Origin of the sequence: Nonomuraea sp. NPDC049486 (assembly GCF_040676925.1) — a bacterium.
In the GTDB taxonomy this organism is placed as follows: domain Bacteria; phylum Actinomycetota; class Actinomycetes; order Streptosporangiales; family Streptosporangiaceae; genus Nonomuraea; species Nonomuraea ferruginea.
Map to the genome: position 1 here is coordinate 179,369 of NZ_JBFAPV010000004.1, position 13,779 is coordinate 193,147.

At 72.1% G+C, this 13,779-nt stretch carries 12 protein-coding genes; 8 read left to right on the forward strand and 4 right to left on the reverse strand.

What is annotated here, in order from left to right:
- Positions 1-5 precede the first annotated feature (5 nt).
- Positions 6-968 carry a DJ-1/PfpI family protein gene (locus tag AB0K05_RS13280; protein WP_364229113.1) on the forward strand — a complete coding sequence of 321 codons (963 nt, stop codon included), beginning with the start codon at positions 6-8 and terminating at the stop codon, positions 966-968.
- Positions 968-1,591: a DJ-1/PfpI family protein gene (locus tag AB0K05_RS13285; RefSeq protein WP_364229115.1), complete on the forward strand. Its 624-nt coding sequence runs from the start codon at positions 968-970 to the stop codon at positions 1,589-1,591. Before AB0K05_RS13280 ends, AB0K05_RS13285 begins: the two co-directional genes overlap by 1 nt.
- Here AB0K05_RS13285 and AB0K05_RS13290 read toward each other — a convergent pair.
- The 3 genes from AB0K05_RS13290 to AB0K05_RS13300 are packed head-to-tail and all read right to left on the reverse strand — an operon-like array spanning position 1,580 to position 4,475.
- Complete coding sequence (locus AB0K05_RS13290; RefSeq protein ID WP_148035639.1) at positions 1,580-2,350, reverse strand: SDR family oxidoreductase; 771 nt, start codon at positions 2,348-2,350, stop codon at positions 1,580-1,582. The genes AB0K05_RS13285 and AB0K05_RS13290 overlap by 12 nt on opposite strands.
- Complete coding sequence (locus AB0K05_RS13295; protein WP_364229117.1) at positions 2,347-3,363, reverse strand: DUF4432 family protein; 1,017 nt, start codon at positions 3,361-3,363, stop codon at positions 2,347-2,349. The genes AB0K05_RS13290 and AB0K05_RS13295 overlap by 4 nt, the downstream gene beginning before the upstream one ends.
- On the reverse strand, positions 3,360-4,475 hold the full coding sequence (locus AB0K05_RS13300; protein WP_271275305.1) for a DUF4185 domain-containing protein: 1,116 nt from the start codon (positions 4,473-4,475) through the stop codon (positions 3,360-3,362). The genes AB0K05_RS13295 and AB0K05_RS13300 overlap by 4 nt, the downstream gene beginning before the upstream one ends.
- Positions 4,476-4,627: 152 nt before the next feature.
- Here AB0K05_RS13300 and AB0K05_RS13305 point away from each other — a divergent pair, with 152 nt between their 5' ends.
- The 4 genes from AB0K05_RS13305 (at position 4,628) to AB0K05_RS13320 (ending at position 9,896) form a co-directional block, all read left to right on the forward strand.
- Positions 4,628-6,238 carry an ATP-binding cassette domain-containing protein gene (locus AB0K05_RS13305; RefSeq protein ID WP_364229120.1) on the forward strand — a complete coding sequence of 537 codons (1,611 nt, stop codon included), beginning with the start codon at positions 4,628-4,630 and terminating at the stop codon, positions 6,236-6,238.
- A 92-nt stretch (positions 6,239-6,330) separates the two neighbouring features.
- Positions 6,331-7,128, forward strand: coding sequence for a hypothetical protein (locus tag AB0K05_RS13310; RefSeq protein ID WP_271275307.1), 798 nt, complete (start codon positions 6,331-6,333; stop codon positions 7,126-7,128).
- 118 nt (positions 7,129-7,246) lie between these two features.
- A complete protein-coding gene (locus tag AB0K05_RS13315; RefSeq protein ID WP_364229122.1) occupies positions 7,247-8,719 on the forward strand; it encodes a hypothetical protein in 1,473 nt (490 codons plus the stop codon).
- A gap of 70 nt (positions 8,720-8,789) precedes the next feature.
- Positions 8,790-9,896 carry an NlpC/P60 family protein gene (locus AB0K05_RS13320; RefSeq protein ID WP_364229124.1) on the forward strand — a complete coding sequence of 369 codons (1,107 nt, stop codon included), beginning with the start codon at positions 8,790-8,792 and terminating at the stop codon, positions 9,894-9,896.
- A 1-nt stretch (position 9,897) separates the two neighbouring features.
- Here the strand turns inward: AB0K05_RS13320 and AB0K05_RS13325 are convergent, their stop codons facing one another.
- Positions 9,898-10,386, reverse strand: coding sequence for an inorganic diphosphatase (locus tag AB0K05_RS13325; protein ID WP_148035633.1), 489 nt, complete (start codon positions 10,384-10,386; stop codon positions 9,898-9,900).
- 87 nt (positions 10,387-10,473) lie between these two features.
- Here AB0K05_RS13325 and dacB point away from each other — a divergent pair, with 87 nt between their 5' ends.
- On the forward strand, positions 10,474-11,883 hold the full coding sequence (gene dacB / locus AB0K05_RS13330) for a D-alanyl-D-alanine carboxypeptidase/D-alanyl-D-alanine-endopeptidase (RefSeq protein WP_148035632.1): 1,410 nt from the start codon (positions 10,474-10,476) through the stop codon (positions 11,881-11,883).
- 679 nt (positions 11,884-12,562) lie between these two features.
- A complete protein-coding gene (locus AB0K05_RS13335; protein WP_187281524.1) occupies positions 12,563-13,639 on the forward strand; it encodes a zinc-dependent metalloprotease in 1,077 nt (358 codons plus the stop codon).
- Positions 13,640-13,779: the final 140 nt, after the last annotated feature.

The following is a 13,779-nucleotide window of genomic DNA, read 5'->3' on the forward strand; positions in this document are numbered from 1 at the left end:
AAGCCATGAAGAGGCGGATCGTCCTGGTGGTCTACGAGGGCTTCCAGCTGCTCGACCTGGCGGGCCCCGCCGACGTGTTCGCGGCGGCGGACCTGGTGACGCGGGGCGGCTACCAGGTCGAGGTGACGGCGCCGCAGGTGGGCCCGGTGGCCGCGCAGCACGGCGTCGAGGTCGCCGTGCGGACGCCCCTGCGCGAGGTCGGCGGGCCGATCGACACGCTCGTCGTCGCCGGGGGCATGACCACGATGACGCACGCCCGCGACCCCGAGACGCTGGAGGAGATCGTCAGGCTGTCGCGGGCGGCCCGCCGCACCGCGTCCGTGTGCAGCGGCGCGTTCCTGCTGGCCGCGGCGGGGCTGCTCGACGGCCGGCGGGCCACCACCCACTGGCTGGTCGCCGACAAGCTCGGCGCGTGGTATCCCGGGGTCACGGTCGAGCCGGACGCGATCTACATCCGCGACGGCCACCTCTGGACCTCGGCCGGGGTCAGCGCCGGCGTGGACCTGGCGCTCGCGCTGGTGGCCGACGACCACGGTCACGAGCTGGCCCGGCGGGTGGCCTGCGGGCTGGTCGTCTACCTGCACAGGCCCGGCGGGCAGAGCCAGTTCAGCATGCCGATGAGCATCCCCGCCCCGCGCGACGAGTCGCTGCGCGAACTGCAGGCGTTCATCGACGCGAACCCGGCCGCCGACCTGAGCGTGCCCGCGCTGGCCAGGCGCGCCGGGATGAGCGAGCGCCACTTCTCCCGCGTCTTCACCGAGCAGACCGGGACGTCTCCGGGCAGGTACGTCGAGCGCAGCCGCGCCGACACCGCCCGGCGGCTGCTGGAGATCACCGATCATCCCCTGGACCGGGTGGCCCGGGAGTCGGGGCTGGGCCGGCCGGAGACGCTCTACCGCGTCTTCCGCCGTCACCTGCGCGTCTCGCCCGGCGACTACCGCCGCCGGTTCCACACCAAGGAGAGTTGATGCACGTCGCCATCCCCCTCTACGACCGGTTCACCGCGCTGGACGCCGTCGGACCGTACACCGTGCTGGCGTTCGCGCCCGGCTGGACCGTCACCTTCGTCGCGGCCGAGCCGGGACCGATGACCGACGACCGGGGTCAGCTGAGCATCGCCGCCACCGCCGGCTACGAGGAGGTGCCGAGGCCCGACGTGATCGTGGTGCCGGGCGGCATCGGCACCTTCGAAGCCCTCGCCGACGAGGCCCTGGTCGGCTGGATCCGCGAGGCCGACGCGCACACCCGCTGGACCACCTCGGTGTGCAGCGGCTCGCTCCTGCTGGGCGCGGCGGGGCTGCTGCGCGGGCGCCGAGCGACCAGCCACTGGGCGGTCACCGGCTTCCTGGCCGACACGGGCGCGCGGGCGGTCACCGAGCGGGTGGTGGTCGACGGCAAGATCGTCACCGCCGCCGGGGTGTCGGCCGGGATCGACATGGCGCTCACCCTGCTCGGCCAGGCCGCCGACACCGAGACCGCCGAGGCCGTGCAGCTCGTCATCGAGTACGACCCGGACCCGCCGTTCGACGCCGGGGCGATCGGGAAGGCCTCCGACGCGCTGCGCGAGCGCGCGGCGGCCCTACTCCGGTAGCGCCGCCGGGTTCCTGGCCAGCAGGCCGCCGTCCACGCGGTGCTCCGCCCCGGTGATGAACGACGAGCGCGGGCCCGCCAGGAACGCGACCAGCTCCGCCACCTCCTCCGGCCGGGCCACCCGGCCGAGCGGGTGCGCGGCGCCCCACCGCGCCACCTGCTCGTCCTGCGACAGCTCGCCGCGCCACAGGTCGGCCGCCCAGCGCAGCATCGGGGTGTCGACCGAGCCGGGGCAGACCGCGTTCACCCGGACGCCCTGACCGGCGTGGTCCAGCGCCATCGCCCTGACCAACCCGTTCAGCGCCGACTTGCTGGCCGTGTAGGCGGCCACCTGGGTCTGGGAGGCGAACGCCTGCACCGACGAGACCACCACGATCGAGCCGCCGCCGCGCTCGGCGAGCCGGGGCACGGCCGCCTTGCAGGTCAGGTAGACGCCCTTGAGGTTGACGTCCAGGACCTCGTCCCAGACCTCCTCGGGGGTGTCGACCACGGTGCCGTAGCGCTGCACGCCCGCGCAGGTCACCACCACGTCCAGGCCGCCGTGGCGGCTCACGGCCAGCTCCACCAGGTCGCGCATGCCGGCGGCGCTGCGCACGTCGGCGACCACGCCGGTGACCCGCTCGCCCTCGACCGCCGCCCCCTCGTCGGCGCCGCAGAACACCACCGACGCGCCGCCCGCGGCCAGCCGGTCCACGACCGCCCGGCCGATGCCCATGGACCCGCCGGTGACCAGCGCCACCTTGCCGTCGAACTCACTCACGCCAGCACCTCCGCACGCATCGACAGGGCCCTGGTCCCGCCCGGCCCCAGGGCGAGGGCGGTCCCGTTGGCGACCGCCGCCGCCAGCCCGTCGGTCGGCATGCTGGAGAACGGCTCCAGCCCGACCGTGTACGCCCGGCCCCACCAGGGATATCCGGTGGTGGCGCCGAGCTCCTGCCACAGCCACAGATAGGGCAGCACCTCGGCGTCCCACTCCACCCGCAGCCCGATGTCCGCCATGATCTCGTACCAGCCGGTCTCGAAGCCGGTCAGGTAGACGATGTCGCTCGGCGCGCCCCGTTCGGGGATCACGCTCAGGTCGACCTCGCCGCCGCCGTCGGCGGGCACGACCGGCCAGTCCCACGGCCCGCCCGCCTTCACCCTGCGCCCCTCCGGGTTGACGGCGCTCTCGTGCGGAATCACCCGCACGCCGTCGGGCAGCCGGATCCTGGCTCCCGGCCGCAGGAACGGCATCCCGTACACCAGGTGCTGCCCCCACATGGCGTGCAGGGTGAGGCCGGACTCGTTGGCGGCCCGTCCGCCGATCTCCAGCGCGGCGGTGCCCGACCGCAGGCGGAGCGTCCGTTCCAGCCGGTACGGCAGCCGCCTGGTCCGTACCGAGAGCCGGATCGCGACCTCGCGCTCGGAGTCGGCCACGACCTCGTACTCCCACGGCAGCCCGGACACCTCGCCGTGCTGCGCCAGCCGGGCGCCCCGGTACTCGCTGGGCGCGCCGCCGTTGGGGAAGACCTCCTGCCAGCCGCCCTCGTAGTGGTCGACGAACTGGGCCACGTCGTCGGCCGCGCCGCGCAGGTGCTCGCGCGGGTCGCGCAGGCCATGCGGGGAGAGCCAGACGAAGTCGGTGTCGGTGGGCTTGTGCAGGAACTCGACCACGTCGCCGCCCTTGCCGGGCAGCACGGTCACGCGGAGCAGCTCGTTCTCCAGCGTGACCGCGCGGAGCCCGCCCACGCTGCCGTGGCGCAGGCGGGCTCCCCAGTTGCGGTTGATCGTCATCCGAATCTCACGTCGATGAACCTGGGCCGGTAGATCGACACGTCCCGGTAGTGGTCGGTGTTGACGAAGCTGTTGACGTTGTACGAGACGACCAGCCCGTCGCCGTCGACGGCGGGGTGGGCGTGGGCGTTGTAGGTGAAGATGTTCCCGCCCGTCTCGGGGGTGGTGTAGAGGAGCTGCTTGCCGGTGAACGGGCCGGTGGGGGAGCACGACGAGTACGCCACGATCCGCGCGCTGAGCACCTCGGTGGTGTCGTGCGTGATGAGCACGTAGCCGTCGCCGATCTTGGTCACGCTGTACTCGTTGGCCACGCCGTCCATGACGCGGGCCGAGTCCGCCTCGTCGGCCGACCACGTGCCGTCGGCGGTCAGGAACTCCCAGGCGCCGAGCAGGCTGTCGCCCTTGACCCTGGCGACGTGCATGTACTTGGGCGAGCCGTGGTCCTCCACCCCGTAGACGTACGTGTGAGGGCCGTCCTTGAGTATGCCGGAGGCCCAGGCGACGCCGTTGCCCGACGGCAGGTCGTGCACGCTGAGCGGCCGGTCGAGCCTGCCCTGGGGGAACCTGGCCACCACGTTGCGGTGCCAGCGCCAGTCCCACGCGCCGGGGCCGAAGCGCTCGTACTCCTGGTAGGTCACCTCGACGATGCCGCCGGCCAGCGTCACGTCGCCGGCCCAGTACCAGTGGTTCTGGTCGCGGGGCGGCATCACGGCCTTCGGGGCCTGGCTCGTGCCGCCGGTGATGGTGCGCAGCCGGCCGTCGCGCTCGACGGCGAAGGAGTTGTTCAGGAAGACGGTCGTGCCGCCCTCCTCGACCACCGGGGGCCGGGAGCCGTCGGGGTTGACCTGGCCCAGGAAGGTGTCGGAGAACACCCACAGCTCGCGCCCGTTGGGCAGGCGGACCGAGTAGGTGCCGTCGGCGCCGGTCCAGTCGTCGAGCCGGCTGTTGTCGTCGCCGTAGGTGGTGAAGAGCGTGGTCAGCCGCTGGTTGACCGAGGAGCTCTGGAAAGCGGGGGCGCAGTCGGATGCGGCCGCGGCGACGGGCTGGGGGAGGGCGGTGAGGGTGGACAGGGCGAGTACCAAGGAAAGGAGTGCTGCTCTGAGTCGCGCCATGACACGTCCTAGGGGTGGGGGCTCCCTACAGTTCTAGTCATCAGATCACTTACTGTCTAGACCTCACGCCGCCAGGTGGACCCGGTGAAAACGGGGTGCTGGGCCGTCATACCGGCAGGTACCCTCCACAAGGACCTAGGAGGGGAATTGTCGTGGGACACGTCGAGGTCGCTCACCTGACGTACGTGCTGCCCGACGGGCGGCCGTTGCTCGACGACGTGTCGTTCCGGATCGGCGAGGGCGTCAAGGCCGCGCTGGTGGGGCCCAACGGGGCCGGGAAGACCACGCTCATGCGGTTGATCGCGGGCGATCTGCGGCCGGTCGAGGGAGGCGTGGTGTCCTCCGGCGGGCTGGGCGTGATGCGGCAGTTCATCGGGAGCGTGCGCGACGGCAGCAACGTGCACGACCTGCTGCTGAGCGTGGCGCCGCCCGCCGTGCGGCAGGCCGCCGAGCGGCTCGAACAGGCCGAGCTCGTCATGATGGAGCGCGACGACGAGAAGACGCAGCTCCGCTACGCCCAGGCCATCAGCGACTACACCGACGCGGGCGGGTACGAGATCGAGGTCCTGTGGGACACGTGCACGGTCGCCGCACTGGGCGTTCCGTACGATCGCGTGAAATATCGGGATGTGGCCACGTTGTCCGGCGGCGAGCAGAAACGGCTGGTGCTGGAGGCGCTGCTGCGCGGCCCCGACCAGACCCTGCTGCTCGACGAGCCCGACAACTACCTCGACGTGCCCGGCAAGGAGTGGCTGGAGCAGCAGCTCCGCGAGACGTCCAAGACCGTGCTGCTGGTCAGCCACGACCGGCAGCTCCTGGCCAACGCCGCCGACCGGATCGTCACCGTCGAGTCGGGCAACATCTGGATCCACGGCGGCGGCTTCGGCACGTACGCGGAGGCGCGCAGGGCCAGGAACGCCCGCCTCGACGAGTTGCGGCGGCGCTGGGACGAGGAGCACGCCAAGCTCAAGGCCCTGGTCAACATGCTGAAGAACAAGGCCCGCTACAACGACGGCATGGCCGCCGCCTACCACGCGGCGCAGACGCGGCTGCGCAAGTTCGAGGAGGCGGGGCCGCCCGAGACGCCGCCGGCCGACCAGAACATCAGCATGCGCCTGCGCGGCGGCCGCACCGGCAAGCGCGCGGTCATCTGCGAGGGGCTGGAGCTGACCGGCCTGATGAAGCCGTTCGACCTGGAGGTCTGGTACGGCGAGCGGGTGGCGGTGCTCGGCTCCAACGGCTCGGGCAAGTCCCACTTCCTGCGGCTGCTGGCCGGTGAGCAGGTCCGCCACAGCGGCGCGGCCCGGCTCGGCGCCCGCGTGGTGCCCGGTCACTTCGCCCAGACGCACGCCCGGCCCGACCTGATGGGCCGCACCCCGGTCGAGATCGTGATGTCCGAGCACGCCCGGCTCAAGAACGAGGCGATGAAGGCGCTGGCCCGCTACGAGCTGGCCGGTCTGATCGCCGACCAGCGGTTCGCCACGCTGTCGGGCGGCCAGCAGGCCAGGCTGCAGATCCTGCTGCTTGAGCTGTCCGGGTCCACGCTGCTGCTGCTCGACGAGCCGACCGACAACCTCGACCTGGCCAGCGCCGAGGCGTTGCAGGAAGGGCTGGACGCGTTCGACGGCACGGTGGTCGCGGTCACCCATGACCGGTGGTTCGCGGCGGATTTCGATCGCTATTTGGTATTCGGCGCGGATGGCGCGGTTTATGAGGCGCCGGAGCCGGTCTGGGATGAAAAGCGGGTCGTTCGCGCCCGATAGGAAAACAAAGAGCGCGATAGGAAGTCAAAGAGTTGGTACGCCCGGCGCGTGTCAGAGGCCGGACGTGCCCATGAGCGGGTTATCACGGCAAAGTGATCCAGCGTAGCCGAACCGTCAGCCTCCTCGCACTCGGGGCGATCTGCCTCGCCGGATGCTCGTCCGAGGAGCCGACACAGCAGCAGCTCAAACCGCTCACCCTCATGGAACAGGCGTCGAACGTCGTCAAGTCGGGCGACGGATACGCCGTGACCTGGGCCGCAGTCCTGGCCAACGGCAACCCGTGGCACTTCGGCGAGCACGTCGTGGCCAGTGTCGTCGGCAAGGACGCCGGAGGCCGCGAGGTCTTCAGGATGGACCAGCCGCTGGACGCCGTGCCGCCGGGCGGCTCCCTGACCTTCACCGGCCAGGGCACCGCCACCGCGAAGCCGGCCAAGGTCAGCGTCGACTACCGGCCCGCCCAGTGGCGGCAGGCGGCCCGGGTGCCCTCGGCCTTCCGGCCGTTCCCGGCGTCGCGGGTGCAGACGATGCGCCAGAAGGACGGCTCGTACCTCATCACGGGCTACGTCGCGAACCCGTACCAGTTGCCCGCCAGCAGCCTGGTGGTGAGCGCGCTGCTGCGCGACGGCGCCGGCAAGCTGCTCGGCGGCGGCAGCACGTTCGTGGACGACGTGCAGGCGGGCCGGCCGCCGCGGTTCATCCTGACCGTGGCCGGGCTGCCGCCGGGGACGAAGGTGGGCAGGACCGAGGTGGTCGCCCGTACCTGGGGGTCGACCGCGCGCCCGTACGAGGAACTGGCGATGGGCGGCGTGATGCCGCTGCACACCGTCAAGCCCAGGACCGCGCCGTTCCAGACGGACCGCGGGAGCGAGGTGACGTCGGGCTCGGAGTAAGCAAAAGGGGTTATTCCCGGCGAATCTCGTTACATTTTTCTGGCTTGCCCATGACAAGAGATGTGTATCGCGCGGAATCGGTAGAACTACAAGTTACGACTCCATTACATTCGGTGATATGAATGACCGCGTCCTGGTCGAAGCCCTGCGCGCCGGCGACCCCGGCGCACTCGCCGCGCTCTACGACGCGCATGCCGAGAGCGTCTACCGCTACTGCCGATGCCTTCTCCGCGACGCCGACAGCGCCCAGGTCGCCCTGCGCGACGCGCTGATCGCGGCGGAGGCGCACGCCGGCTTGCTGGCCGACCCCGGCATGCTCCGTCCCTGGCTGTACGCGCTGGCCAGGAGCGAGTGCCGGCGCCGCCGGATCGCCGGGCCGCAGGCCGCCGGCGAAGCGCTCGCCGGCGCGCCGGAGCCGGCCGATCCGGCCGACGCCGACCTGCGGATCATGGCCTGGAACGCGGTCCAGAGCCTGCCCGCCGCCGACCGCGAGGTGCTGGAGCTGGACACCCGCCACGGGCTGTCCGCCGCCGGGCTCGCCGCCGTGCTGTGCATCCCCGCGCGCCGGCTCGACGCCGTCCGCGAGCAGGCCCGCGACCGGCTGCGCGACGCGGTCACCGCCGAGATCCTCGCCATGAAGGGCCCGTACGACTGCCCGCGCCGGGCCCGCATCCTCACCGGGTTCGCCGGTGAGCTGACACCCGACATGCGCGAGCACCTGGTGCGCCACCTCGCCCGGTGCGAGACCTGCGCGCCGCACCGCAGCCGGCAGGTGTCGGCGGCGAAGGTGTTCGAGCTGCTGCCGCAGGTCACGCTCCCGGAGTCGCTCAGGGTGCGGGTGCTGAGCTGCTTCGTCGACCCGGAGCTGTTCCTCTACCGCCGCTACGTCGCCAGGCGCTCGCAGGCGCTGGACGGCGCCGGGTTTCCCCTGCCCGGCGACCGGAAGCCGCGCGTATGGCCTCGGGCGGTGGCGTGCACGGTGGCGGCGGTCACGACCCTGGTGGCGATAGCGGGCATCTTCGAGTACTTCGGGAAGGAGGTCGGCGGCCTGCCCGGCGTCGCCACCGCGGCGTTCCCGCCGGAAGGCAAGCCGCCCGTCCTCCCGTGGCGGCGGGCCGAGGCGGACGCCACCGCCGGACCGGAGCTCGGCCGCACCGCCGGCCTGCCGCTGGACGTCGCCCGTGTCACCCCGCGGGCCCGGCTGATCTCGCCGGCCACGGAGACCACCCGCTGGCTCCCCACCATCGGCGGCCTGCCGACCACGTGGCCCGACGTCGAGCCCACGTGGAGCACCCACGACCCCGTGCCGTCGCCGCCGCCGGGCGAACCCACTCAGGGGCCCGGCGACCCCGGCTCCCACCCGCCCACGCCCGGCCCGACGGCGCAGCCGACCCAGCCCACGGTGCGGCCGACGGTGCGGCCCACTGTCCGGCCGACCGTGCGCCCCACCGTGCGGCCGACCAGGCCGACCGTGCACCCCACCCGGCACACGCCGGCTCCCTCACCCACCGAGGACCCGGTGCCCACGCCGGTGCCGCAGCCGACCCCGACCGTGTCCCCCGCCCCGCCGCCCACCACCCCGGCGTCCTGACCCTGAGCAAGGGGTGTACGTAGGTCAACGGTAGGGAAGTGTGTGCATAGAGTGACAGCGGGGGGATTCTATGCACGTCCGAGCCGGGATCCTGCTCGCCTGTCTGGCCGTCACCCTCAGCCCGCCGGCACGCGCCGAGCCGGCTCCCCCGTCCCGTGACATCGCCAGGGCGCGGCAGGACGTACGGGCACGAACGCAGGAGCTGGCCAGAGCCGGCGTCGCACTGGCCGAGGCGCAGGCGCGCCTGGAGGAGCTGGCCGCCGAGGCCGGACGCCGGGTGGAGGCCTACAACGGTGAGCTGGTCCGGCTGCGGCGGGCCCAGGAGGCGCACGACCAGGCGCTGGCCAGGCTCGCGTCGGCGGACGCCGAGGTGGAGCGCGCCCGGCAGCCCGTGGCGGCGCTGGCCGCGCAGGCGTACGGCGGGATGTGGCGGTCCCACGCGTTCCCCGTCATGGACGGCGGAGACCACGACGGCTACCTGCACCGCGTCGGCACGCTGCGGCAGCTCGGCGGCGAGCGGGCCGCGGTGCTCTCCCGGATGCGCGACGCCCAGACGGTGGCCGCGATCCTGCGCACCCAGGCGGCCCGCGCGCACGCCGCCCGGCAGGCCGCGGCCGACGCCGCCGCGCAAACCAAGGCCGATGCCCAGAAGGCCGTGGCCAGGCAGAGACGCGAGACCAGGACGCTGACGGCCGAGCGCGACACGCTGCAGCGGCGGGTGGACGCCGCCCGCGACCGGGCCGACCTGCTGGCCAGGAAGCGGGCCGGCCGGTTCCGGATCCCGCTGAGCCGCGGGTCCGGGCTCGGCGACCGGGCGGCCAACTGGGCGCTCACCCAGCTCGGCAAGCCCTACCTGTGGGCCGCCGCCGGCCCGGGGAGCTACGACTGCTCAGGTCTGACCATGCGGGCGTGGGAACGGGCCGGCGTGCGGCTCGACCACTGGACCGGAACCCAGTGGACGTCGGGCCCGCACGTGCCGCTGCACCTCCTGCGCCGGGGCGACCTGCTGTTCTTCGGCCACGACAGGAACGACCCGCGCACCATCCACCACGTGGGCATGTATGTCGGGCGCGGGCTGATGGTGCACGCGCCGCAGACCGGCGACGTCGTACGCGTCGCCCCGATCTGGAGGCGGGACCTGGTGGGCGCCACCAGACCCCTCCAGAGAGTGGGATGAATCAGTGGCCGCCGTCCTTGGCGCGCTGGAAGGAGCGCTCGATCTCGGCCTCGGCCTCCATGCGGCCCACCCAGTTGGCGCCCTCGACCGACTTGCCGGGCTCCAGGTCCTTGTAGACCTCGAAGAAGTGCTGGATCTCCAGCCGGTCGAACTCCGCCACGTGGTGGATGTCCTGGATGTGCGCCATGCGCGGGTCGGTCGACGGGACGCAGAGGACCTTGTCGTCGCCGCCCTTCTCGTCGGTCATGCGGAACATGCCCACCGCCCGGCAGGTGATGTAGCAGCCAGGGAACGTCGGCTCCTGCAGCAGCACCAGCGCGTCGAGGGGGTCGCCGTCCTCACCGAGGGTGTTCTCGATGAAGCCGTAGTCGGCGGGGTACTGCGTGGAGGTGAACAACAGCCGGTCAAGTCTGATCTTGCCGGTTTCGTGGTCCACTTCATACTTGTTCCGTTGCCCCTTGGGAATCTCAACGACAACGTCGAACTCCACCGCGGTTCCTCCGCTCGCGCCCCCCGGGATCCCCGGCTGGGCGTTAATGTCTCGTAGGCGAACACCAGGATGAGAGGTCAGGGCGACGTGGCACGGCACGAGCGGTGGGTGATGCTGACCACACTCGTCCTGCTGCAGGTCGTGACCATCGTCACCGGCGTCTACGCGGTTGACAACGACCTCACCCTGAGCGCCCTGACGAGGCAGCCGCCACCGGCAGAGCCGACCGCGCCTCCCGAAGTCCCCGTGGTCACCGCGGGGCCGGTGCTGGCCGGCCTGGCGGCGAGGCCAGGAGACGGACCTCTCCCGACCAAGGGTACTTTGACCCGCAGGCTCACGGATGCGCTGGGTGACCGAGCGCTGGGTGACCGGGTCGGCGCGGTCGTCGTCGACGCCTCCACGGGCGAGCGCGTCTTCGCCGCCAACCCCGACGCCGGCATCGTCCCCGCCTCCACCACCAAGGTCGTCACCAGCGTCGCGGCGCTCGCCTCGCTCGGCCCCGACACCCGCCTGGCCACCCGCGTCGTGCAGGGCGGCGCCCCCGGCGCGATCGTCCTGGTCGGCGGCGGCGACCCGCTGCTCGCCGGTCCCCGGGCCAAGCCGGGCAGCTTCACCGACCAGGCGTCGATGACCACGCTCGCCGCTCGTACCGCCGCCGCGCTCAAGCAGCGGGGAGTCGCCAAGGTCACGCTCTCGTACGACGCCTCGCTCTTCACCGGCCCGGACGTCGGGCCGGGCTGGAAGCCCGGCTACATCCCCGACGGGCACGTCGCGCGGGTGCACGCGCTGGCGATCGACGAAGGGCGGCAGAACCCCGGCCAGAACAGCCCGCGCGTCGCCGACCCCTCCCGCCACGCCGCCGACGCCTTCGCGGGCCTGCTGAAGAAGAAGGGGATCACCGTCGCCAAGACGGTCGAACCCGCCCGTGCCCCGGCCGGCGCCGCCGAGCTGGCCAAGGTCGAGTCGGCCCCCGTCTACGCCCTCGTCGAGCACGCGCTCACCTACAGTGACAACGACCTGTCGGAGGCGCTGGCGCGGCACGTGGCGATCAAGGAGGGCCAGCCGGGGTCGTTCGCGGGCGTCGCCAAGGCCGTCCCCCAGGTGCTCCAGCGGGTCGGCGCCGGCGGCGGCATCCAGGTGTACGACGGGAGCGGCCTGTCGACCCGCAACCGCATCAGCGCCGGCGCCATGGCCGGCCTCATCGCCCTCGCCGTCTCGCCCGACCGGCCCGGCCTGCACGCGGTCGCCTCCGGCATGCCCATCGCCGGGTTCACCGGCACGCTCGGCAACGGCCGCCGCTTCACGGGGGCCGACAGCAAGGGGCAGGTCGGGCTGGTGCGCGCCAAGACGGGCACCCTCAACAACGTCAGCACGCTGGCGGGGCTCACCACCAGCAAGGACGGCCGGGTCCTCGCCTTCGCCTTCATGGCCGACAAGGTCCCGGTCTACGCCGAACCGGTCCTCGACCGGCTGGCGGCGATCGTGGCGCGTGCCTGATTGCGATCCGCCAGGATCGCGGTTGTGTTTATTGGCGATCCTTCGGATCGCGGGCTCGTCGCTCAGATCCGGTGCCTTCCCTCGTCGCTCGGTCGCTGTGCTTATGGCGATCCTGCGGATCGCAGCTCGTCGCTCAGACCCGGCGTCTTCCCTCGTCGCTCGGTCGCTTCGCTCCCTCCCTCCTCAGTCCAGACACCGGCGCTCCTCGCGGGGCTCCCTCCCTCCTCAGTCCAGGCACCGGCGCTCCTCGCAAACCTTGGATGTTCTTCCTGCGGATACCGGGACAGCTCCGATGTCGGGACAGCTCCGATGCCGGGACTGCTCCTTGGTCGGGATACCCGGAGGGTTCAGGGCTTTTCGTGGGCTCCCTGCTTCTTCAGTCCAGGCAACTGGGGCTTCTTCGTGGGCTCTCTTCCCCCTCCGTGCAGGTACCGGGGGGTTCTCGTGGGCTCTCCTCCTCCACAGTCGAGGCACGGGGGCTTTCGCGGGATCCCTTCCTCCACAGTCCAGGCAACCGGGGCTTCTTCGTAGGTTCTCTTCCTCCTCCGTGCAGGTGACGGGGGTTCTCGTGGGCTCTCTATCTCCTGAGGCCAGGCACCTGGGGTTCTTTCCTTGGTTGGGGGGAGCTGGGTTCGGGGCTTCTTCGCGGGGTTGGGCGGAAGCACGTACGGTGGTGGGTATGCAGGTGATCGACTGGGATCTGGCCGTCTCGACCGGCACGCGTCTGGTGCGCCCCGGTCCTCAAGTAACCCGCGAGGAGGCCAGGCAGGCCGTCGCCGAGCTCCGTACGCTGTCGCGCGAGGCCGAAGGGCACGTGCGCGAGTTCACCAAGATCGATGCTGAGACCGCGCCGCAGGCGGCGACCGTCGTCGACCGGCCCGGTTGGATCAGGGCCAACGTCGAGGGCTTCCGCGTGGTGCTGGAGCCGCTCACCCAGCGGATGACCAGCGGCGCCAACCGGCCGCCCGCGATCGTCAGCGCCGTGGGCTCCCGGATCACCGGCGTCGAGGTCGGCGCCGTGCTCGCCTTCCTGGCGACGCGGGTGCTCGGTCAGTACGAGCTGTTCCTCCCGCCCGACCCGACCGGCCGCGAGGCCACCGGCCGGCTCACGCTCGTCGCGCCCAACATCGTGCACGCCGAGCGCGAGATGAACGTCAACCCGCACGACTTCCGGCTCTGGGTGTGCCTGCACGAGGAGACGCACCGGGTGCAGTTCACCGGGGTGTCCTGGCTGCGCGAGTACGTGCGCTCGCAGATGACCGAGTTCCTGCTGGCCTCCGACCTCGACCTGCCGACGCTCGTCGAGCGCCTGCGCAACGCGGCCGACACCATCCAGGACGTGGTCAGGGGCGGCGAGGGCAACCTCATCGACGTCATCCAGTCGCCGCAGCAGAAGGAGATCCTCGACCGGCTCACCGCCGTCATGACGCTCGTGGAGGGCCACGGCGACTACGTGATGGACGCGGTGGGGCCCTCGGTGGTGCCGTCGGTGGCCGACATCCGGGCCAAGTTCGCCCAGCGCCGCGAGGGCGGCTCCAAGCTCGACAAGACGATCCGCCGCCTGCTGGGCATCGACCTGAAGATGAAGCAGTACGCGGAGGGTTCCGCCTTCGTCCGCCGGGTGGTGGAGAAGGCCGGCATGGACGGCTTCAACCGAGTCTGGACCTCGCCCAACACGCTGCCGACCCCGGCGGAGATCTCCGACCCGGACGCCTGGGTGCGCCGCGTGATCGGCACCCCGGCCCTCCCCGGCTGACCCCCGTCCAACGCTCGCCCCGGCCGTCCGGGGCGAGCACCACTGAACCCGGCCATTGTCCACGGACGCTCGCCCACGTGGCTGGACGCCGTACACCCCTCACCTCTGTGGACGCCGGACGGGGCTCGTCGCCGTGGCTG

What these genes read in the sequence shown, in the direction of transcription:
- AB0K05_RS13320 (WP_364229124.1), top strand. Translation starts at nt 8,790, where the DNA reads ATGCACGTCCGAGCCGGGATCCTGCTCGCCTGTCTGGCCGTCACCCTC.
- AB0K05_RS13285 (WP_364229115.1), top strand. Translation starts at nt 968, where the DNA reads ATGCACGTCGCCATCCCCCTCTACGACCGGTTCACCGCGCTGGACGCC.
- AB0K05_RS13335 (WP_187281524.1), top strand. Translation starts at nt 12,563, where the DNA reads ATGCAGGTGATCGACTGGGATCTGGCCGTCTCGACCGGCACGCGTCTG.
- AB0K05_RS13315 (WP_364229122.1), top strand. Translation starts at nt 7,247, where the DNA reads ATGAATGACCGCGTCCTGGTCGAAGCCCTGCGCGCCGGCGACCCCGGC.
- AB0K05_RS13295 (WP_364229117.1), bottom strand. Translation starts at nt 3,363, where the DNA reads ATGACGATCAACCGCAACTGGGGAGCCCGCCTGCGCCACGGCAGCGTG.
- AB0K05_RS13300 (WP_271275305.1), bottom strand. Translation starts at nt 4,475, where the DNA reads ATGGCGCGACTCAGAGCAGCACTCCTTTCCTTGGTACTCGCCCTGTCC.
- AB0K05_RS13280 (WP_364229113.1), top strand. Translation starts at nt 6, where the DNA reads ATGAAGAGGCGGATCGTCCTGGTGGTCTACGAGGGCTTCCAGCTGCTC.